Origin of the sequence: Acetomicrobium sp. UBA5826 (genome assembly GCF_002433005.1) — a bacterium.
Classification (GTDB): Bacteria; Synergistota; Synergistia; order Synergistales; family Acetomicrobiaceae; genus Acetomicrobium.
Genome location: NZ_DJHF01000022.1, coordinates 58,871 through 79,315 on the forward strand (window position 1 = coordinate 58,871; position 20,445 = coordinate 79,315).

The 20,445-nt window shown below is 45.8% G+C and carries 20 protein-coding genes; 12 read left to right on the forward strand and 8 right to left on the reverse strand.

What is annotated here, in order from left to right; all coding sequences use genetic code 11:
- Positions 1 to 5: 5 nt before the first annotated feature.
- Both B3N34_RS07785 and B3N34_RS07790 read right to left on the reverse strand, forming a co-directional pair.
- Complete coding sequence (locus tag B3N34_RS07785) at positions 6 to 1,034, reverse strand: 2-hydroxyacid dehydrogenase (protein ID WP_286976536.1); 1,029 nt, start codon at positions 1,032 to 1,034, stop codon at positions 6 to 8.
- Between the two features lie 10 nt (positions 1,035 to 1,044).
- Positions 1,045 to 1,689, reverse strand: a complete 645-nt coding sequence (locus B3N34_RS07790; protein WP_286976538.1) for an L-fuculose-phosphate aldolase — start codon at positions 1,687 to 1,689, stop codon at positions 1,045 to 1,047.
- Between the two features lie 98 nt (positions 1,690 to 1,787).
- On the opposite strand from B3N34_RS07790, the gene B3N34_RS07795 reads away from it, so the two are divergent.
- Positions 1,788 to 2,999: a Tm-1-like ATP-binding domain-containing protein gene (locus B3N34_RS07795; protein WP_286976540.1), complete on the forward strand. Its 1,212-nt coding sequence runs from the start codon at positions 1,788 to 1,790 to the stop codon at positions 2,997 to 2,999.
- Between the two features lie 18 nt (positions 3,000 to 3,017).
- Positions 3,018 to 3,854, forward strand: a complete 837-nt coding sequence (locus B3N34_RS07800) for a phosphoenolpyruvate hydrolase family protein (protein WP_091461720.1) — start codon at positions 3,018 to 3,020, stop codon at positions 3,852 to 3,854.
- A gap of 82 nt (positions 3,855 to 3,936) precedes the next feature.
- Here B3N34_RS07800 and B3N34_RS07805 read toward each other — a convergent pair whose 3' ends face one another.
- From B3N34_RS07805 to B3N34_RS07820, 4 genes are all read right to left on the reverse strand, one after another.
- Positions 3,937 to 4,998 (reverse strand): Glu/Leu/Phe/Val family dehydrogenase, encoded by a 1,062-nt coding sequence (locus tag B3N34_RS07805; RefSeq protein WP_286976545.1) that lies wholly within the window; start codon positions 4,996 to 4,998, stop codon positions 3,937 to 3,939.
- Positions 4,999 to 5,376: 378 nt separating this feature from the next.
- Positions 5,377 to 6,267, reverse strand: coding sequence for a hypothetical protein (locus B3N34_RS07810; RefSeq protein ID WP_091461723.1), 891 nt, complete (start codon positions 6,265 to 6,267; stop codon positions 5,377 to 5,379).
- 197 nt (positions 6,268 to 6,464) lie between these two features.
- Positions 6,465 to 7,769 (reverse strand): DUF362 domain-containing protein, encoded by a 1,305-nt coding sequence (locus B3N34_RS07815; protein ID WP_286976547.1) that lies wholly within the window; start codon positions 7,767 to 7,769, stop codon positions 6,465 to 6,467.
- Between the two features lie 108 nt (positions 7,770 to 7,877).
- Positions 7,878 to 10,685: a UPF0182 family protein gene (locus B3N34_RS07820; RefSeq protein ID WP_286976548.1), complete on the reverse strand. Its 2,808-nt coding sequence runs from the start codon at positions 10,683 to 10,685 to the stop codon at positions 7,878 to 7,880.
- A 131-nt stretch (positions 10,686 to 10,816) separates the two neighbouring features.
- On the opposite strand from B3N34_RS07820, the gene B3N34_RS07825 reads away from it, so the two are divergent.
- From B3N34_RS07825 to B3N34_RS07865, 9 genes are all read left to right on the forward strand, one after another.
- Complete coding sequence (locus B3N34_RS07825) at positions 10,817 to 11,689, forward strand: M23 family metallopeptidase (protein ID WP_234945543.1); 873 nt, start codon at positions 10,817 to 10,819, stop codon at positions 11,687 to 11,689.
- A 377-nt stretch (positions 11,690 to 12,066) separates the two neighbouring features.
- Positions 12,067 to 12,588: a Na+/H+ antiporter subunit E gene (locus B3N34_RS07830; protein WP_286976550.1), complete on the forward strand. Its 522-nt coding sequence runs from the start codon at positions 12,067 to 12,069 to the stop codon at positions 12,586 to 12,588.
- Positions 12,585 to 12,842 (forward strand): monovalent cation/H+ antiporter complex subunit F, encoded by a 258-nt coding sequence (locus B3N34_RS07835; RefSeq protein ID WP_286976553.1) that lies wholly within the window; start codon positions 12,585 to 12,587, stop codon positions 12,840 to 12,842. Before B3N34_RS07830 ends, B3N34_RS07835 begins: the two co-directional genes overlap by 4 nt.
- Positions 12,839 to 13,198 carry a monovalent cation/H(+) antiporter subunit G gene (gene mnhG, locus B3N34_RS07840; RefSeq protein ID WP_286976554.1) on the forward strand — a complete coding sequence of 120 codons (360 nt, stop codon included), beginning with the start codon at positions 12,839 to 12,841 and terminating at the stop codon, positions 13,196 to 13,198. The genes B3N34_RS07835 and mnhG overlap by 4 nt, the downstream gene beginning before the upstream one ends.
- Positions 13,195 to 13,455, forward strand: a complete 261-nt coding sequence (locus tag B3N34_RS07845; protein WP_009201876.1) for a Na(+)/H(+) antiporter subunit B — start codon at positions 13,195 to 13,197, stop codon at positions 13,453 to 13,455. The genes mnhG and B3N34_RS07845 overlap by 4 nt, the downstream gene beginning before the upstream one ends.
- A gap of 5 nt (positions 13,456 to 13,460) precedes the next feature.
- Positions 13,461 to 14,210, forward strand: coding sequence for a hydrogen gas-evolving membrane-bound hydrogenase subunit E (gene mbhE, locus B3N34_RS07850; RefSeq protein ID WP_286976556.1), 750 nt, complete (start codon positions 13,461 to 13,463; stop codon positions 14,208 to 14,210).
- Positions 14,207 to 14,548: a sodium:proton antiporter gene (locus B3N34_RS07855; protein ID WP_009201878.1), complete on the forward strand. Its 342-nt coding sequence runs from the start codon at positions 14,207 to 14,209 to the stop codon at positions 14,546 to 14,548. The genes mbhE and B3N34_RS07855 overlap by 4 nt, the downstream gene beginning before the upstream one ends.
- A gap of 8 nt (positions 14,549 to 14,556) precedes the next feature.
- Positions 14,557 to 16,008 carry a complex I subunit 5 family protein gene (locus B3N34_RS07860; protein WP_286976559.1) on the forward strand — a complete coding sequence of 484 codons (1,452 nt, stop codon included), beginning with the start codon at positions 14,557 to 14,559 and terminating at the stop codon, positions 16,006 to 16,008.
- 57 nt (positions 16,009 to 16,065) lie between these two features.
- Complete coding sequence (locus B3N34_RS07865; protein WP_286976741.1) at positions 16,066 to 17,529, forward strand: complex I subunit 5 family protein; 1,464 nt, start codon at positions 16,066 to 16,068, stop codon at positions 17,527 to 17,529.
- Between the two features lie 153 nt (positions 17,530 to 17,682).
- Here the strand turns inward: B3N34_RS07865 and dmpI are convergent, their stop codons facing one another.
- Positions 17,683 to 17,940 (reverse strand): 4-oxalocrotonate tautomerase DmpI, encoded by a 258-nt coding sequence (gene dmpI / locus B3N34_RS07870; RefSeq protein ID WP_213698483.1) that lies wholly within the window; start codon positions 17,938 to 17,940, stop codon positions 17,683 to 17,685.
- Positions 17,941 to 18,031: 91 nt separating this feature from the next.
- On the opposite strand from dmpI, the gene B3N34_RS07875 reads away from it, so the two are divergent.
- On the forward strand, positions 18,032 to 19,255 hold the full coding sequence (locus B3N34_RS07875; protein ID WP_286976562.1) for an MFS transporter: 1,224 nt from the start codon (positions 18,032 to 18,034) through the stop codon (positions 19,253 to 19,255).
- A gap of 5 nt (positions 19,256 to 19,260) precedes the next feature.
- Here the strand turns inward: B3N34_RS07875 and B3N34_RS07880 are convergent, their stop codons facing one another.
- Entirely contained in the window at positions 19,261 to 20,442 is a 1,182-nt protein-coding gene (locus B3N34_RS07880) for a class I SAM-dependent rRNA methyltransferase (protein ID WP_286976565.1), read from the reverse strand.
- Between the last annotated feature and the right edge of the window lie 3 nt (positions 20,443 to 20,445).

The window sequence follows — 20,445 nt, forward strand, 5'->3', positions numbered from 1 at the left end:
GCGAATCAGCTAAATATTTCTTTATTGACGCAATTTTTTAGCTCTCCCTTATCAAAATACAAATAAAGCGATCCGGCGACCGTTTCAATGCCCCTGATCGCACTTTTTTGCGACGCCCCTGCGATGTGGGGAGTCAACAGGACGTTATCCAGATTCGTCAAAGGATGATCGGGGGGCAGCGGTTCGGGATCAAACACGTCTAAAGCAGCACCCTTTATTTTCCCCTTCGCCAAAGCTTCGTAGAGGGCATCGTAATCCACTATGCCGCCTCTTGCCGTGTTGACGAAATAAGAAGTGGACTTCATCAAGTTAAATTTACTTTCATCCATCATCTTCTCCGTCTCGGGAGAAAACCTGACATGCAAACTGACCACATCTGCCGTCTTCAAAAGCTCCTCAAAACCTGTGCTTTTGTATCCTTCTTCTTCAATAATTGAAGGCGTTACATAGGGATCGTAAACTAAAACTTGGCATCCAAATAGGGAAAACATCTTTGCGACGTTACGCCCTACTTTTCCGTAGCCCACTATGCCGACAGTAAGATCGGAAAGTTCAGGGCCGACCTTGTCGTAAAGATATAGGTCGCCCCTCCATATCCCACGTTTTAACTCATAGTGCCCTAAAGCCATGTTTTTCATCAAAGCCAACGTTGCGCCAACGGTAAATTCGACCACTGCCGATTCGTTTCTTCCGGGACTATTGAAAAGCGGAATTTTCATTGAGGTACAGGCTTTTATGTTGACGTTGACGGGACCGCCCCGTGTACAAGCAATTGCCTTTAGTTTTGAAGCAGCTTTTAATAAAGCTTCCGTAACGGGCGCCGTGTCGACTACTAAGACATCTGCATCCTTGACTAGAGGCATCAGCTCATCAGGGTTACCAGAACACTCTTTTACTTCATCGGTATCGTAAAATGGTTCGTTGGGCCAAGGGACTTCGTGTTCGACAAATTCCGCATCGGGAAAATACTTCCTAAACACATCTACGAAGAGAAAGCTTTTTACGAAACCATCTCCTACAACTAGAAACTTCATCTCGTATCACTCACTTCTGTCCATAGGTCTTAAACTTTTCCAGCATCAGATCCATCTCATCATCGGAGAGTATCGTCGGTTCACCAACGCACTTGGCCCTATAGTAGATTTCGCAAACCATCTCAATTATCTCTGCGATACCGAAGGCAGAAGGCATATCGGGGCCAACGGCTATGAGGCCATGATTAGCCAACAGAACGGCGTTATATTCTTTGCCCATCGTATTATACGCAGCGTCGGCTATCTCCTGGGTGCCGAAGGTAGCGTAGGGTGCACAGGGGACCTTCTTTCCCGCATAGGCTATAAGGTAACTGGCGGGAGGCACATCCCAACGCAAGGTTGCTATGGTAGTGGCAAACATGGAGTGCGTATGGACTACAGCTTTTACGTCCTCTCTGTTCTGATAGAAAATCAGGTGCATTCTCCATTCGCTCGATGGTTTTCTTAAGCCATCGACTATCTTGCCTTCAAGATTCATTAAAACGATATCCTCGGGTTTCGTCTCGAAATAATCCATCCCGCTGGGAGAGATGGCCATTAAACCTTCTCTTTTATTAAAAACGCTGATGTTTCCTCCCGTCCCTTTGGTAAGTCCGGCTGTTATGAGTTTTTTGCCATAATCTACTAATAAATTTCTTTCTTCATTCAAAAGCAATTCACACCACTCCTTCTCGAGTATTTTTTTGGATCTTTATAACATATAATAGCACTACCACCTTAAGAAAAAACTATAACAGGAGGGCGGTGAAGCAAATGGCAAAAAAAGTGGTCATGGTAGGCGCACTGGATACAAAGGGTGAGGATTACGCCTTTGTCAAGAAAAGAATCGAAGCGGAGGGTTTTAAAGTTATCGTCGTAGATGTAGGGGTGATAGGCGATCCTTCTTTCAAACCCGACATAGATGCCGATAGTGTAGCAAAGGCAGGCGGAGAAAGTTTAGCTTCTTTAAGAGGAAAGGGCGACAAAGGCCTCGCCATGGCGGTTATGACAAAGGGTGCCGCTGAAATCGCGAAAAAGCTTTTTAAAGAGGGGCAACTTGACGCCCTATTTGGCATGGGCGGATCCGCAGGAACGGCCATAATATCTGCTGCTATGAGAGCTCTCCCCCTCGGAACTCCAAAGGTGTTAGTATCTACTGTGGCATCAGGCGATACTAAGCCTTACGTCGGGACCAAGGACATAGTAATGGTTCCTTCAATTGTAGACGTAGCGGGAGTGAACGCGATAAGCGCAGGCGTCTATTCCAGAGCCGCAGGAGCCCTCACAGGAATGCTCGAAACTGAAGTCCCCGAAGTCGCAACCAAACCACTGATAGCAGCCTCCATGTTCGGCAATACGACCCAGCTGATCAATCAATGCAAGGAGATAATGGAAAAAGAAGATTACGAAGTCATGGTGTTTCACTCGACCGGCACCGGTGGAATGACAATGGAAGACTTGATTGAAAACGGCTATTTCGTGGCAGCTCTGGACTTGACTACCACGGAGTTGGCCGATGAGCTCTGCGGAGGAGTGATGTCGGCGGGCCCGAAGAGGCTTATAACAGCAGGCTTGAAGGGCATCCCTCAAGTCGTAGCACCCGGATGTCTTGATATGGTGAATTTTTGGGCCATCGACACGGTTCCCGAAAAGTACAAAAAGAGAAAACTTTACCCATGGAATCCGAATGTGACCTTGATGCGTACCACTCCTGAGGAAAACGCCAAACTCGGAGAGATAATGGCTCAAAGGCTGAACCATTCAAAGGGACCGACCGCTGTCTTCTTTCCTCTAAAGGGCCTATCGCAACTTGACTCGCCGGGAGGAGAATTTTGGTGGCCCGAGGCAAACGAAGCGCTCCTTAAGTCATTGAAGGAAAATTTGAGAAAAGACATTCCCCTCATAGAAATCGACGCCAACATAAATGACCCAATATTTGCCAAGGCCGTGACGGACAAAATGTTTGAGTTTTTATCAGGTAAATAAATCTGGAGGTGAATAGAAATGCCATTCATAACAAGAGAGGAAGCCTTGAAAAGGTTGCGTTCGAACGTAGCTGCAGGAAAACCAATAGTGGGCTGTGGTGCGGGAACCGGGATTTCCGCCAAGTTTTCGGAGGCCGGCGGAGCTGACTTAATCATAATATACAACTCGGGCAGATATCGTATGGGAGGAAGAGGATCCTTGGCAGGGCTTCTCCCCTATGGTGACGCAAACGGCATAGTCGTGGAAATGGCTTCTGAAGTTCTTCCCGTCGTAAAAAACACCCCCGTTTTAGCGGGAGTATGCGGAACCGATCCCTTCAGGCTCATGAAAGTATTCCTAAAAGAGCTCAAGGAGATGGGTTTTGACGGCGTTCAAAACTTTCCGACTGTAGGACTGATCGACGGAGTCTTCAGGCAGAATTTGGAGGAAACGGGAATGGGCTACGACCTTGAGGTTAAAGCAATTGCTATGGCCCACGAATTGGATATGCTTACCTGCCCCTACGTCTTCGATGCCGAACAAGCCATCGCCATGACAAAGGCAGGCGCTGACGTCATAGTTGCCCATATGGGGTTGACCACAAAGGGAAGCATAGGAGCCAAGACAGCTTTGACGCTCGAAGAAGCAACAAAACGCGTTCAAGACATACATGACGCAGCGAAATCGGTCAACCCGGATGTAATGGTAATATGCCACGGAGGACCCATCGCTGAACCCGAGGACGTCGAGTACATATTCGCCCACACCAAAGGCATCGTGGGATTCTTTGGCGCATCGAGCATGGAACGCATACCCGTAGAAAGAGCTATAAAAGAACAAGTAGAGCGCTTCAAATACCTAAAGATAAACGCCTGATTCAGGCTCTATCGATAGCCAACTAAAAAGAGAGCAGGCAAGCTAACCTGCTCTCTTTTTAGTTAGCTGTGCTTTAATGCTATTATATATATGTGCTTTTTACCTTTGCCAATAAATTTATCCTATTTTCAGCCAGCCTGTCCGCTGCTTTGTACGTTGGTATGTTTTCCTTCTTTGCAATCTCTATTACCTCCAAAACAGCATCGTACAGGGCTTCGACTTTTCTTGTGGCTTTTTCCTTTATATATCCGCCCGGCTCCAGCTCCGCAGCGACGTTAATTACGCCTCCGGCGTTGATGATATAGTCCGGCACATAAAGGATGTCCTTTTGTTGCAAAATATCTCCGTGCCTTTCTTCCTTGAGCTGATTATTGGCAGAACCTGCTACTATTTTACATTTTAGTTTATTTATGGTGTCATCGTTGATGATTGCGCCAAGCGCACAAGGTGCAAATACGTCACAATCTGCACCGATTATCTCATCGGGTTTTACTGCCTTTGCACCCAGTTCGTTCACCGCTCTTTTTACGTTTTCTTCGAAGATATCGGTCACGATAAGTTCCGCTCCAGCTTTCTTCAGGAATTTTGCCAGGTTAAATCCCACATTCCCTACACCTTGGATCGCGACCTTTCTGCCGGCTACATCGTCGTTTCCGAAAACTTCCCTGCAAGCTGCCTTTATTCCCTGAAATACCCCCAGGGCCGTAAATGGAGACGGATCACCGCTTCCCTCTCCCAACCCGGCAACATATTTGGTCTCCATCCTTATATATTCCATGTCTTGTACATTCGTGCCTACGTCTTCCGCCGTTATATATCTGCCGCCCAGAGATTCGATGTACCTGCCCAATGCCCTGAATAACGCTTCCGATTTGTCCTTTTTAGGGTCTCCTATTACGACAGTCTTGGCCCCTCCTAGATTGAGGCCGGCCGCAGCATTTTTATATGTCATACCCCTGGCGAGCCTTAAAGCATCCTCGATGGCTTCATCTTCGGATGCGTAGGTCCACATACGACAACCCCCAAGGGCAGGCCCTAAGGTCGTATCATGAATTGCAATGATGGCCTTTAAACCTGAGGCCGCATCATGACACAAAACAACCTGCTCGTAATCGTACTTTTGCATGTAGCCAAATATCTCCACCACAACTACCCCCTTTGATATTTATAATCCTATAGTTATCTCAAGAACAAAGCTGTCTGACCTAATAAAGTATCGCTATTGCATGACAAAATATATGAACAAATCCCGCATCTGGAATGCCCAAACATTCTTCAAATTATTACATACAATAATATTGCATGTAATACTAAATATACTATGAAACGATAAAAATGTCCAATAGAATTTTATTTTCTCAATTTAAAATGATTCTTTGTAAAGATATATTGTCGTACTTTTTGCTCAAATTGGGGCGATCGCAATAAGGCATATATACATAAAAAACAAGACAGCATCCAACGATAAAATGGATGCTGTCTTGTTTTTGTTTGCCAAATTAAATCGCTTTAAATTACCCGCCTAAAAGATCACCCACAAAACGAAGGTCATTATGAAAATAGCCGTCGCAGGAGGGTCAATGTGGGTATCGCCGTGTATGACAAAGGTACGAGAGGCAAATTCACCTACAAAAGCTGATATTACGCCCATCAAGGCACCAATGAACAAAGAACCGCTGAAAATCGCCGCCAATGAAGCGATAATTGTCATATGATGCGTAACTGGAACGTTTATCCCAAAACAGAGGAACACCAAAGTTGCAGCCGAGATGCCGAATCCTACAAAGGCTGCCGCAGGGAAGTATGCTTCATTTATTCCTATAACAGCAAGAGCATACCATGCTGTGACTAAGCTAACTCCCAGAGAAATCATAAAAAGTTGACCGAAATCCTGCTGGTGGGGCACCCACACGTCGTTTCCTCCCGGTGTAAATCGACCTCGGGCCTTAGCTTCTTCGCTCAACGTGCCAAATAGTCCTGTTTTTCCAAAGGTCAAACGTACTATGGCGTTCGACAAAAACACCGTTAAAGCTACATTATCGGTGAAGCCTGCTGGAAAAATTGTATTGAAGACAGAAACCAAAAGATAACCTAAAATACCAAAGAGACCGCCCACCAACAATGCCATGGGATCCTTAAACCCAGCCCCTCCGGAGACTATGTCCTTGCCTGCTCCGTGTATGCCCTTTTTAGCGGCATAGGCAACAGCGGCAACACCCCCGCAAAAGGCGACGTGAGGGCCGAAGACAGGGCCAAAAGCTACATTAGAAATAAAGTCAAAGGAAGACCCCCCAAGCACAGCTGCTGCTCCAACCAAAACAGCAAAACCGGTGAACACGAAAGCAGGCAGCCCGCCTAAAGCCGCACCAAATACTCCACCACCGAAAGAAGCAAGAAGCGTAGCAAAATTCACCTTTGTAACCCCCTCTCAAAATATTGTACAAAACCGCAAGGGAACAACCAAAAAGCTCTATCCTGAGACATCACCTCCCAAGATAATTGCTTTAGTTTCCTATTTTATCTTCTCTATTCTCTCTTCAAAAATAGGAATTGTAGATGTGATACTAAAAACTCAATGGCTCAAGCCGGCCGGCTTGAGCCATTGAGTTTTTACGCCTTTCCTTGGGCAAAGGCCTGAAGATCGGTGTTTACTTTTGAGAAAACATAAACGGGAGCACAACCTGGGTATGTAAAGACTTTCTTTGCAAGCTTCATCGCTTCTTCGACCTTTTCCTTGGAAGGGAAGTATTTCCAGCAGTCACCTAAGACAAAAAGATTTTTGCCTTCTGCATAAAGTGGATCGAAGTCAGGTACTCCACCTGCAATGAAGACGCATTCGCCTTTTTCTGCAACCATCTTTTCCACGTCAATTCCTGTGTTCTTGAAGGAATCGAGAGCTCCACGTAGATACACGTAACAACCTGGACAGGTTTGCTGAATTATTACCGTTAAACCTTTGTATACCCCAACAGGGTTGTCATTAGCCCGTTTAAAAAATTTCCTAACATCCTCCAATTTTTCACCTACTACCTCAATGGAGGCCAAATCACCCACTCCGAGCCCCTCTGTAGCTGCTATCCTAACGGCCGGAATTTCCCCTGGCTCAAAACCCATGATATACGAAGTGACTGTGTCTACGGCCACCGTGTCCCTACCCGCTATTATCAAATTCATCTCGATCGGCGTTCCCGCATGTGGTCCCTGTCCCTCCATGCCGATGATCCCATCGATTATAGTAAGATCCGCCTTTCTAATTCGCAGCATATCAGCCAGCTTCTGGCCAAGATCTATCCTGTGGGCACCCTGTTGCTGTCCGCTTGGGTGCCTGTTTGGAACGATGCCGTTCCAATTTTTTATGCCTAAAGTAACGGTCCCGCCAACATGAACCTTCATCTTTGGCAAATTGATAACAACATCGGCCTCTAAAACAGGACGAAATACCTCGGCCTTTTTAAATACCCTTCCCTCAGGGATTTCAACAACGACGGTGGACTCTTCGTCGAAATATATTACTCGATCTGCCCCGCCACGCAACGCAGCTTCTTCCATCCCCGATTCCTTGAAGGCTGGTTTTGCCTTGCCAACGTGAAGCCCTAAAGAGGGATTATCACCTACCCACACTTCCGCAGCTTTGGACTCCTCTTTCAGGAAAGCCACTACTGCTTCCACCGTTCTGGGATCTACTACGGCAAAACTTTCAGGAGGTGCTTGAAATGCCAAATTGGGCTTAACCAATACCCTATCCCCTGGTTTAACTATGGCATCGATGCTTCCCAGGGACAACTCCACGGCTTTCTTGACCGCCGCCTTTATCGCTGCTACGTCTTCATCGTATCTCACAAATTTACCGCCCATAAATTCCCCGTTTCCCTTTATTCCGTTTGCCTTAACGACAGATACCTTTGCTTTTTCCATTTATATCTCCCCTCCTCAACTTGTATATCCATAGCTACCCCTATCAATCCTTTGGATAATGATATCATATTTCTGGGACAACACGCTACAATAATTTTCCAACAAAACTCAATCAATTAAATTATATTCATCTCTGATCTCCTCTTCCTGCAAGGGTCTCGTCAAATCGTCCAGGCGCTGCAAGTAACCTTCCAGGCGCTTTAAAGCTTCTCCGTACCCTGCCCAATCGCCCCTTCGCAATGCTTCCTCTGCTTCATTGTATGTTTCCCTGGCTCTCCTTACCAATTCCCCGAGGGTACCGCCTTCAGGCAAGCCCTCCGATTTGTACAAAGGAGATTCTGCCGCTTTGGTTTCCCTTTCGTCCTCAATTCCAAATAAATCGCTAATTACGTCATCGAAGCGCTCTCCCCAAACTACCCGGCCACCGGCCGCAAGGATTATCCTCTTGAGTTCGGGAAGATCGCTGTTTTCTGCCCTTAAGTAGAGAGGTTGCACGTACAAAATCGAATCCTCCAAAGGGATCACCAGCAATCTTCCAAATATTACGTCCGAGCCTCTCTGTCCCCACAAGGAAACCTGTGCCGATATCTCGGGATGTTGATTTATCAATGCCTCTATCTGCTGGGGGCCGTAAATCAGTTTCTGCTTCGGGAATACATAGGCCACCAGCTGACCGTAAGCATCTCCATCGCAACGCCCCGCTAACCAGGCAATCATATTGTTCTTTCCTGTGGGGAGATAGGGCGTGACCAAGACATATTCAGCCCTCTCCTCTTCTCTCAGCTTCGTGACGATATAATAGGGCGATGCCTGCGATCCTCCGTGTGTGGGGAAGGACCAGACGTCTTCTCTGTTGTAAAAGGTGTTTGGGTCCGTCATGTGATACACGGCAAATATTTGAGCCTGCACTTGAAAAAGGTCCATGGGATAACGTCGATGGAGGATCAACTCAGGGGGCATCTCTTCCAGGGGCTTAAACAGATCGGGAAATATCTTATTCCAACTGAGGATCAAAGGATCCTCAGGATCGGAAATGTAAAACTCAACGTTACCGTCATAGGCATCAACCAGAACTTTTACGCTGTTTCTGATGTAGTTAAAACGTATCTTTCCGGCTTTGGTCGATAGAAGTGTTGGCTGCGAATAGGGATATCTGTCGGTTATGGTGTAAGCGTCCATCACCCACACAAGCCTTCCGTCCATCACCGTAAGGTAGGGATCTTGATCGAAAAGCAAAAAGGGCGCAATACGCTTAGCTCTTTCGAGTATATTCCTGTAATACATGATCCTACTCTCCGACGTGATTACGTCGGTAAAAAGAATTTGAGTATCGCCAAAGCGAACGGAAAATGCCAACCTGCGTAATAAAGAATTAACGGGAACTCCTCCGCTGCCTTCATAGGTGGAGCGGACATTCTCGTCTCCAGCGGGGTAGTCGAACTCTTGAACCGTCGTTTTTACCAGAACATAATAATCGGTCATTTCTCCGTAATATATTTGAGGATATTCAATGGAAAGGGGAATGGTCATCCTGGGAGGCAAATCTTGAACGTAAAATACGGGCAAACCCGTTGGGGTTACCTCATTGACAGGATTCATTACTATACCATAACCATGGGTAAACTCGAGATGCATATTCACCCATGTAGGGTTTTGAAGCTGCCGAACGTCTAATTCCCTTGCGGCGAGCATCACCTGCCTGGGCACTTCGCTTTGTAAATAGTAGCGATCTATATCGATGTCGGGGAAATCGTAATAGGTCCTAATTTCCTGAAGTTGCTTGTAGCTTCTAAGCAAGGGGCCGTAATCCCACAACCTTATGTTCTCTATGGTTTCGATGTTTTTATTAAGGTCTTCCATCGTCACTCCGTCTTTGGGAGTGATATGGCGCAATACTACATCGTCTAACCCGTATGCGCGTTGCGTGGCCAGGATGTTATGTCTTATGTAAGGGCTTTCCCGCTGAAATTCGTTGGGCTCTACTACATATCTTTGAATTACCCCTGGATATATGCCCCGCAAACCAATTGTTCCAACGATCCATACTCCAATCAAGACTGCTATGAACTTCCAACTTTTGCGTCTAGCAGCTATGGGGAGAAAAAGCCCGATGACGGCGACGGCTGTGGCAAGGACGTTTAAGGCCAACAGGCGAGCATGCAAGTCTGTATATCCCGCTCCGTAGACGACGCCCAGGGGAGAAAAGAGAAGTTCGTAACGGTCAAACCAATACCCCAACGACAACAAAAGCATTAAAATGCCGGCCAAAATCCCCAATTGCAACCGCTCTCGCGCCGAAAGGGGGATTTGTCTGTAGGACTCCATGTCAACTCTTCCCTGAGCTCTGGCGATAAAGAAGATGAAAGCCGTACCTATCAACGAAATCAAAAAGACTTTAAACAAAAGACTTTGTGCATACCTATAAAAGGGGTATTGGAATATATAAAATCCAATATCTTTATTGAAAATTGCATCTTTTGCGTCAAAGGGCATTCGATTCAAAAACCTCAAGACCATCGCCCACTGATCCTTTGCCCCGAAGGCCAAAGCAAGAGCAACGACTAGGGCAAAGGCGTTGATCAACATCTTTACCCGAGGCAGGTTCAAGGGGGAATCGAAAAAGACCACAGCTTCCAAGGCCGTCTTCCTTGCCCGCGTTAAGCTAAATCTGATGATACCCATGGATAGTATGAAAACGAAGCCAAAAAGGAGCCATTGAGGCCAGAACTTTTTCCAAAAAACAGCAGCGTAATCGAGGGCATCGTACCAGATAAAATCCGTATAGAATCGAACAAAGGGAACAAAACCTAAGATAACGGCCAAAATAACGATGGGCAGAACGACTCCGCAGCCCATGTTAAGGGATGGCCCGCCCGGCCAGCGGCTTCCAGTTCTGTCTTCATTACGATAATTCATCATTTTACCTCCAATTATCTTTATTGGTTTCTCAATCAGCGTTACATAACGGTTTTTTGATATCTTTTACAAGTATGTTACCATTTCCCTTGCACATATGGCGACATCAATTTCTTTGGGGGGTCAATATTTTGAATAATATTTTGAATAGAAAGATAAAAAATATATTATACAGCACTTTTATAACGATCTTCGTCTTATCTACGCTGGCGGAAGCCGCAGAACTTAAATGCACCTATGCGACGCGCCTGGGAGAACCTTTCTTAATGCGTCTCGTCTCGCCCTACCCTTTAACCGACGTAACTGTTCGTTGGCTTGACAAAGAAGGTCCATTAAATGTCGCCTTTTCGGAAGGCAAATATGAAGCGAGTATGCTTTTGGGAACAGATGTAAAGGATACAGGCCCCGGCGTTCACGAACTGATAGTGAGATATCACGAAAGAGGTAAATTTTGGACTCTGCGGCATGATGTAAAGGTGAAGCCAAAATCTTATCAGACCCAGGAACTGAAGGTACCGCAAGCTATGGCAACGCCTCCCAAAGAAGTCCTGGAAAGGATAGAAAAGGAATCGAAATTGGTAAGAGATATCATTAACGCTGTCACTCTCCGACGACATTGGGAATTGCCGTTACAACGTCCCGTTAATGGGATCGTTACATCACCCTACGGATTTAAAAGAATTTACAACGGTACCCCAGGAAATCCCCACCGAGGAATCGACTTCAGGGCAGCCGTCGGAACGCCTGTAAAATGCGCCGCAGACGGCGTCGTATCCCTTACAGGAGATCATTACTTCGGCGGAAAGAGCGTGTACGTCGACCATGGGAACGGAGTCATTTCCTGCTATATGCATTTATCCGAGATCTCCGTTAAAGAAGGCCAATTTGTACAAAAAGGAGAAGTTATTGCTCTTTCTGGACAGACCGGAAGGGCCACGGGCCCACACTTGCACTTTGGGCTTTATCTTTTAGGAAATGCCGTCGATCCAGCGTCACTTTTTTGAATGCCACTAGCTTAAATGCGCCTTATGTTATTTGCTAAATCATTTTAGACCATTTTTCAGGAACCTTTTGTTCGTCGACGCAAAGCCAGTGCCTTATTTGAAATAGAGCCCAAAAGGGGTTGACTTCAAAAATTAGGACATGATAAGATCGTACCTGCTCGTTTAATGTTCTATAGTAACAAAGGTAAATTAATTGTTTTTTGCTAACTATTAGCATTTTAGTTGGCTTAAAATAGCGGCGGCAATTGCAAAAGGATATTCAAAGGGATTGTCTGATCTACCTTATCAAGAATTTCTTATAGCCTGTGATATTTTTGTATTGTCAATCGTATGCTCCTGCAACTCCTTTAAACTCTAGATAGAAAAGGAGCTGTAATATGGGGACCTATCGCAAAAAATCTATTTTGCTCTTCGTGGTTCTCTTTTTATTCTGGGTTCTTTTTACATGGAAGTTAGAACTTCCTGCTCTGGTTGTTGGGTTGGCCTTGAGCTTTGTCATTACCCGAATTTCACACCTATCCTTTTTCCCCACCGTACACGAGTTGTATCGCCACAAAGAACCGCCTCTGCACTTTCGATTTAGGGAAGCAATTACCTTTTTTCCCTTATATGTCTTAAATATTCTCTTGGCTACCGCTCAGGTCGCCCTCTTAGCTCTAAAACCGCATATCGAGTTAAAACCTGGCATCGTCAAACTTGAAACCTCAATTAGAAACAAAACAACTTTAGTCATCTTGGCAAACCAGATCACTTTAACACCTGGCACTTTGACTGTCGACATTGATTTAGCGCATCACAATTTATTCGTCCATTCCATAAATCTTCGCACCTTAGATGCAGACTCGGTGCGCAAAGAAGTCAAAGAGCTCGAGGAACGACTAAGGAGGATGATGGAATGATAAGACTGGCCCTCTGGGGATTGATGATCGCTTCTCTCATGGGATTCTGGCGCGTCATAATCGGACCGACGGTTCCAGACAGAATAGTAGCTGCCGATGCTCTTACGATTATTTTAACAACAGTCCTGGCTTTGCTTGCCGTAGATTTCGGAAATGGAATTTTTTTGGACATTGCCTTGGCCTTTTCCATTTTAGCCTTCGCAGATGTCCTTATAATGGCTAAGTATTTTGAGCACGGAGAACTTCACCGATGAATATTGATATCACTTCGGCAATTGCATGCGCTTTTATGGTGGTTGGAGTATTCTTCGCCATGACATCTGCTCTGGGAATGATAAGATTCCCCGACGTTTACACCAGAATTCACGCCGGAACCAAGGCGCTAACGGGAGGAGCATTAATGACATTGGTCGGAGCAGCTCTTTACTATCCTGCATGGCAAGTCAAGGCGAAAATTCTGCTCATAGCTCTCTTTTTTCTGATCACGAATCCCATTTCCTCCCACGCTATTGCAAGAGCCTGCTATTTGCACGGAATAAAGCCTACGGTCTCCTATAAAGACGACTATGGAGAAAATTTAAACAACAACGGCGAGGAGACCGAGCGGTGAGTGCCCTCTTTTACTCCTTTGTCTGCTTTTTTTTGATTTTGACCGCTTTGGTGGCATCCGAGATAAAAGACATCTTAAGTGCCGTGATAAGTCTTTCTGTTTTTAGCGTATTATTGGCAATAGCCTTTGTTGCGCTTCAAGCCCCCGATGTTGCGCTTACACAGGCTGTCATTAGCTCCGGATTAATCACGTCTCTTTTTTTGGTCGCCTACAGCCAAACACAAAAAGAAGGCAGACGAGAAAATGACGAGGAGTAGCAGTGATGTCTAAGTCCTGTTTTTTAAGAATCGTGACTTTCTTGCTTTGCCTTGCACTAGGATGGCAGTTCTGGAAGGGCATCCTCGCCCTTGAACCGACCCAAATCATAATAGGCCCTGCGGCACATTACATCGAAAGTGCCGCCGAAGAAACGGGCGCAACAAACATAGTTGCTGCCATACTCTTCGATTACAGAGCCTTAGATACCCTAGGCGAAGCGTCGGTAATTTACACGTCGGTTTGCGGCATCGCGATGTTATTTGCCAAAAGCAAATTCAAAATCTCTTCTACGGGATTGTCCTTCATTGTGAAAAGGGGAGTAAGTTTTATAATTCCTTTTCTGCTATTGTATGCTGCAGGGATAGTGCTCATGGGACACATATCTCCCGGCGGAGGCTTTCAGGGTGGAGCAGTTTTTGCTACCGCTACAATCCTTTTCTGTATTGTTTACGGCTCTGGCTTTGAAGCAGTCATGATCAAGCCCAAGACAAAAGAACTGATAGAATCGTCGGGAGCTCTCATGTTTGTTCTCATTGGATTCGTTGGGCTTTGGACCGGGGCGGGCTTTCTCGCTAATATCGCCGCTGGCTACCCAAAGGGGGAGGTAGGCAGATTTCTAAGTGGCGGATCTATACCACTACTAAATATCGCAGTAGGCATGAAAGTAAGCGCGGGGCTGTCCACTATCTTTTACAGCATGATTAAGCTCTTGGAATTCGAGGTCACCAAGCATCCGGGGGTGAAGAATAAATGACTATAATCACGTTAAGCCACGGCACTGCTATAATTTTATTCTGCATTGGTTTATATACAATAATATCCAAAAGAAACCTCTTTAAAACGGTCATAGGTCTTTCCCTTATGGAATCCTCTGTTTTATTGCTGATAGTAGCCGCTGGCTTTGTGCAGGGGGGGCGTCCTCCCATTTTGCCAATAGAAGGCATTGCCGTAAACCCCCTCCCCCATGCTTTTACCTTGACAGCAATCGTAATAGGGGCAAGCGATTTGGCTTTGGCCCTTGCTTTCGTAATAAAGCTACATCAACGTTACAAAACGGTAGACTTGGATAAAATAAGGGGTCTTCGAGGATGATTTCACTATTGACTGTACTCATCCCCCTCACTTGGGCTTTTTTAATCCCTTTGATACATATTTTCAGAAAAACTTGGCTAAAAAGGGCTATATTATTATTTGGCATAGCCGTCTTTTTCGTCACAATCTCTGCAGCCATATCGGGATGGAAACAATCCGCCCTTTCCTTCCTTGGGGGTTGGCCTGCAGAGCTGGGCATTGTCCTTATTGTAGATAAACTATCAGCTGCCTTTCTCTTTCTTTCGGCCATAGGAGGAGGAGCGGCATTTTTAGCTTCCTACGGGCGCTTAAAGGAGGGACCGTGGAGGTATTATGTTATTTTTTTCCTGCTTCAGGCTTCAATGAATGGCGTATTGATAACGGGAGACATTTTTAATCTATACGTTTTTTACGAAGTTTTTTCGCTGGCGGCATACCTTCTCGTTGCCTTTACCATATCGTGGCAAGCTATTGAAGCAGGATTGAAGTATCTAGTACTCGGCACGATTGGCGCTTTTTTTATTTTGCTGGGCATCGCCTATATTTTCATGGCCACCGGATCGTTAAATATGGCAGTGCTTTCTCTGGTACTACCCCACATACCGAATGAAGCTTTGACAGTTATTGCAGCCTCTTTGCTGATAGGCCTTTTTATTAAAATTGGAGCTTTTCCTGTGCATTTCTGGTTGCCAGATGCCCACTCTTCCGCCCAAACGGCCGTAAGTGCCCTCCTTTCGGGAGTCGTGGTAAAGGTATCGATATATACCCTTCTCAGACTGTCTCTACTACTCTTCCTCGAAACAAAACCAGCCGTCTTTACAGTTATCACCGTCGTAGGAACACTATCCGTATTGGGCGGTCATTTAATGGCATTGAGACAAGAAGACATAAAAAGATTATTGGCTTATTCCACGGTTGCACAGATAGGTTACGTGCTTATAGGGGTTGGAACGGGAATGGCTGCTGGCATTTCTGCAGCTTTTTTTCATGCGATCAACCACATGTTTATGAAAGTGGGGCTTTTCATTGCGGCCGGGCATATCGCCGAAGACATGAAAACCCGCAACATCTACGATCTTCGAGGTCTTTACCATCATCGCCGGTGGTTCGTCATCGTCTTTTCCCTATTAACTGCCGCAATAGTAGGCATTCATCCACTTGGCGGATTTATGAGCAAATGGTACCTGATGCTCGCTGCGACAAAAGCAGGAAATGTAATTCCAGCATTAGCCCTAGCCTTTGGAACAGTGATTTCGGCTTTTTACTACATGCGAGTTTTATCGTTTTTTTACTCATCTGGCGATCCGCCGCCACGACAAACATACCCTTACTGGAACCTTGCTATAGCAGGAGCTTGTGCTCTGTGTTGCGTTTTTTTGGGAATCGTTCCTCTCGTTCCATCTCTCTGGAAGTTGGTTTCGGATATCGGCCTTAATGCAGTCGATACGGCAGAATACATATCTACTATGTTGTCAAAATGAGGCTTGCTTCATGTTTGGTTTCGATTTTTTTAGGCTGGTGATGACACAGTGGCGACAATGGAAATATTAAAGTTTTCTTTCGTCTTCGATAAACTTTCTTTGTCTATGGCTATGTTGGCCCTTTTTATGGCAATTTCAATCTCCATATTCTCTCTGGATTATGTAGAAAAGAAACAAGCCAAAGAACGTAGGTTTTTCGTCCTCTCTCCCTGGATGTTTTGTGTCTTTTCCTGTATGGCTCTCTTCTCTGGAGACTGGTTTTTCTTTGGGGTATTTCTCGAAATGTCCTCTATAATGCTATTTTTCATGATCCTGCCTTTAAATTTTCGTACAGCCCTTTACTATTTGCTGACTCAACTTTCCGGATCGCTTCTAGTCTTTGTCGGTGCAGCCATCATGATAGCCGAAAGAGGAAGCGCTGCCATGGGCCCTGTCCCTCCTCATCTCCTTTGGCTGTTCCTTTCGGGATTAGGCATTAAAACCGCCCTTTTAGGGCTTCACTTTTGGCTTCCGAAAGTTCATAGCGAAGCTCCCACACCGACGAGTGCCCTCCTATCGGGTTTTTCCGTCAAATTAGGAATATATGGCCTTATCAGACTGGCCTCTCTTCCTGCGACAGACGTGCTCATGGTCCTCGGTCCATCAATGGCTTTATACGGCATCATCCAAGCAATATCCCAACACGACGCTAAACGGTTACTGGCCTATCATACAATAAGTCAATTGGGTTATATCGTCACGGCAATAGGAACTGGGACTGCTCTTGGCATCGTTGCTGGAGTATATCACACAGTAGCTCATGCTCTCTTTAAGGGTCTATTGTTTTTGTGCATAGGTTCAATTGAAAAAGCATACGGTACGAGAGATCTTAGCCTTTGGGGCCATGGCACTGCGAGAGCTTTTCCCGTTACTTTCGCATTTTTTTTGGTAGGAGCTTTAGCAATATCGGGCTTTCCCGGCATGAGCGGTTTTGCTAGCAAAGCCATGATCAAAGCATCGTTAAAAGAAAATTCATTTTATACAGTAGTTTGGATCCTTCAAGCAGCAAATGTCGGAACAGTATTGTCTTTCTGTAAGTTGAGCTATTACGGATTCTTTTTTAAAGGAGATGTTGTTCGAAAAGCTCCCCATTATAACCCTCTTTTGTCCTACAAAAAGAGAATATTTCAAAACACGGGAATGGCCCTTTTGGCTTTTATGACGATCTTCTTGGGAATATGCCCTCAACTTCTTCCAAACTTTATGGGAATGAATTTTGGAAATTTCTTCGAGACCGAAGCTCTACTCTCGGCCATAATCCCAATCTTCACCGGAGGGATCTTATTTATCGTCTTTAAAAAAACCCTTACCCCCGGAAAACACAAAATTTATGATCTGGACTTTCTATTAATCAAGCTTTACGGCATCCTGACCCTCTGTCCGACTATAGTGGCTAAAATTCATACAGGTAAATTACGTCAATATACAATTCATGTCATCATCGCTGCTTTGGTGATATTCTTTTTTCTGGCAAGAACATAAAATAACTTACATAAACATGGCGACCAAGGATGCAAATCAATAACCCCCGCGTAAGATTCCCTTTACTAAGGGTAATCTATGCGGGGGTTATTGAGTGCTTAATCCTGCTGTTTTAATTATTTATCCCCAGGCAATGGAGAGATCTCAAATAACCTAAGCTTCGGTTTTCTTCCTTCGACAGCCCCCACGCTTTGGCTTTTCCGCAGGGGCTTCTTCGGAACAATCTTGTTTTTTGTCGGCCAAAAGCATCCCGCCAACTCCTACGTTTTCCTGGGGATTTTCGGAGACCAGCACCACAAAGGCTTCCTTAGGTATATCCATGATCTTGCTCGCCGCCTCCGTAAGGTCTTTAACCAATTCTCTTTTCTTTTCTAGGCTCAAAGCCGGACCGCTGACAGTAATTACAGGCATATTCGACACCCCCTCTGGACTAAACTACCTATTTTGGTATATTACATTTAAATAATAACACATTTAATTTTAATAAAAAGGGGATGCTCTTTTGAAGACCGGGGATTTAAAAGCTAATGCCCATAAAGGACTTGCCATTCTCACCATGGGTCATTTTATAAACGATATACATGCCGCCTTTTTGGTTACCTTCACCCCAATCTTGATGATGAAGCTGGGGCTGTCGATAACAGAGGCCAGCATGTTGACTTTTCTGTCGGGAATAATAAACTCCTTTTTGCAGCCTCTCTTGGGCTACGCTTCAGACCAAACATCGCGTCCGCTGATGATCCTGGTAGGCCCGATACTTGCTGCATTGGGAGCTTCGCTTATACCTTCGTCTCCCAGCTACGCGCTGGCCTTTTTCTTCGTAGGATTGTGGGCCATAGGAAGCGCTACCTTTCATCCTCAAGGTCAGGGATCGGTAGGACACGTATCATCCTCGCGAAATCTGTCCTTTTCCTTTTCCATTTTTTCAATGGGAGGAATATTGGCGAGCGCCTTGAGCCCCCTTTACGGTGCCTATCTTTACCAAAGGTTGGGAGAGGCCTTCATGCCCATAGCGACCTCCCTTCCGGTCTTGCTTTATGCAGTATTGGTCTTTAAGTTTTTACCCTCCATCCCCAGCAAGGAGACAAGTCGCAGATCGGACAATACAAAGGGCTTAAAGTTCATATTGCATTCTATAAAGATAACCTTCGCGCCCCTATGCGTCGCCGTAATAAGGGATACATCGATTCAGGGCATTCAATTTTTCATGCCCATAGCCATAGCCATCAAAGGAGGCACCATCGGGGATGTGGGGAAGGTGCTCTTCATCATAATGATAGCAAGATCGATATCGCCTTTAATCGGGGGATACATCGCCGACCGTACCAGCAAAAGCAGTATAATCTTCTTATGTATGGCTCTGGGGGGAGCTTTACTCATCCCTGCCGCACTGCTAAAAGGCGTCATATCGATTTTGCTTTTCACCTTGGGAGCCGCTTTAATAGAGGCCACGACTCCCATAACGGGCGCCATCTCTCAAGAATGGATGCCCGAGTCGAGGGCAATGGCAAGCTCTATAGTCATGGGTTTTGCATGGGGATTGGGAAGCCTATTGATTCCGCCTTTGGGGATTATAGGCGACCACCTTGGCATCACCTGGGCGTTGGCTGTCATCGGTGCCTTGCCCATCCTGAGCTTGTATTTTGTCGCCGTAATAAGAAAAAAGGAAAAGGCCGCTGTCTCAGCGGAATTACGGGGAGACGGCCAAGGCACTTTGCCCGAATAAAATCATCAAGAAACTTCGAGAAGAAGACATTTAAGGTACAGCGACTCGTCAAAGCCCATAAGCATCGGATGATCCGGCGGTTGGCCCTCCCTGGCAACGACGCGAAGTGTTTTGCCGGCGTCCTTCGCCGCCTCAAATATAACCCCTTCAAAGAGATCCCACGATATATGGTGAGAGCAGGAGCAGGTCAGAAGAAAACCGCCTTCTTTGATTATTTTCATGGCTCGCAAGTTGATCTCTTTATATCCCCTGAGAGCCCCCTCAACAGCCTTTTTGTTTTTGGCAAAGGCCGGCGGGTCTAAAACTATTACGTCGTACCTTTGACCCTTTGGCTCTAACTCCCTTAGGCGGTCGAAAACGTTTGCCACATCGTATCGGCAAACAGCGTCAAATCCGTTCAGGCCGGCATTGCGCCTTGCCGTCGCTACAGCATCCTCCGATACGTCTACGCCAAAGACGGTTTTCGCGCCAAACCTGGCAGCGTTGAGGCCAAAACCCCCAGTATAACAGAAGGCATCCAGCACATCGGCCCCCTTTGATATATCCTTCAATAGGACCCTGTTTCGACGTTGATCCAAAAAGTGTCCCGTTTTTTGGCCTCCGGCAATATTTACGCAAAACTTTACGCCATTCTCTTCGATTATCACTTCATCGGGCACTTCACCGAAGAGAAGGCAATCCTCTTGAGACAATCCCTCGATTGCTCTCACGGGCACGTCGTTTTTGTGGTATATGCCTTTTACGGGAAAGAGGTCGGTTAATACCCTTACGATGATTTCCTTGAACCTATCCATCCCGAGCGTCAGGGTCTGCAAGACTATATAATCGCCAAATTTGTCAATAATTACACCGGGCAGAAAGTCCGCTTCGCTAAAGACCATCCTGTAGGCATCAAGCTCGGCAATTCCGGTCTTGCACCTGAAGTTCAGGGCAGATTTGAGCCTTTTGCGCCAAAAACTTTCGTCTATCCTTTCTTGTTTTCTGGTCAGGATTCGTGCAACAATGTATGAAGAGGGATTGGCATACCCTATACCTAAGAATTTCCCCCGCCAATCCTTGATCTCGACTAAATCGCCCGGAGTAAAGTCGCCCCTTATCCTGTTTATCGCATTTTTGTAAATCCATGGGTGCCCTTCATGGATGCTTTGTTCAAACCCCTTCTTAACGTATAGAGAATTAAGAGCCATAAT

Bases quoted from the DNA above. Each gene is read 5' to 3' on its own strand.
- B3N34_RS07785 (WP_286976536.1), bottom strand. From the start codon at position 1,034: ATGAAGTTTCTAGTTGTAGGAGATGGTTTCGTAAAAAGCTTTCTCTTC.
- B3N34_RS07795 (WP_286976540.1), top strand. From the start codon at position 1,788: ATGGCAAAAAAAGTGGTCATGGTAGGCGCACTGGATACAAAGGGTGAG.
- B3N34_RS07800 (WP_091461720.1), top strand. From the start codon at position 3,018: ATGCCATTCATAACAAGAGAGGAAGCCTTGAAAAGGTTGCGTTCGAAC.
- B3N34_RS07815 (WP_286976547.1), bottom strand. From the start codon at position 7,769: ATGGAAAAAGCAAAGGTATCTGTCGTTAAGGCAAACGGAATAAAGGGA.
- B3N34_RS07820 (WP_286976548.1), bottom strand. From the start codon at position 10,685: ATGAATTATCGTAATGAAGACAGAACTGGAAGCCGCTGGCCGGGCGGG.
- B3N34_RS07830 (WP_286976550.1), top strand. From the start codon at position 12,067: ATGGGGACCTATCGCAAAAAATCTATTTTGCTCTTCGTGGTTCTCTTT.
- B3N34_RS07835 (WP_286976553.1), top strand. From the start codon at position 12,585: ATGATAAGACTGGCCCTCTGGGGATTGATGATCGCTTCTCTCATGGGA.
- mnhG (WP_286976554.1), top strand. From the start codon at position 12,839: ATGAATATTGATATCACTTCGGCAATTGCATGCGCTTTTATGGTGGTT.
- mbhE (WP_286976556.1), top strand. From the start codon at position 13,461: ATGTCTAAGTCCTGTTTTTTAAGAATCGTGACTTTCTTGCTTTGCCTT.
- B3N34_RS07855 (WP_009201878.1), top strand. From the start codon at position 14,207: ATGACTATAATCACGTTAAGCCACGGCACTGCTATAATTTTATTCTGC.
- B3N34_RS07865 (WP_286976741.1), top strand. From the start codon at position 16,066: ATGGAAATATTAAAGTTTTCTTTCGTCTTCGATAAACTTTCTTTGTCT.
- dmpI (WP_213698483.1), bottom strand. From the start codon at position 17,940: ATGCCTGTAATTACTGTCAGCGGTCCGGCTTTGAGCCTAGAAAAGAAA.
- B3N34_RS07880 (WP_286976565.1), bottom strand. From the start codon at position 20,442: ATGGCTCTTAATTCTCTATACGTTAAGAAGGGGTTTGAACAAAGCATC.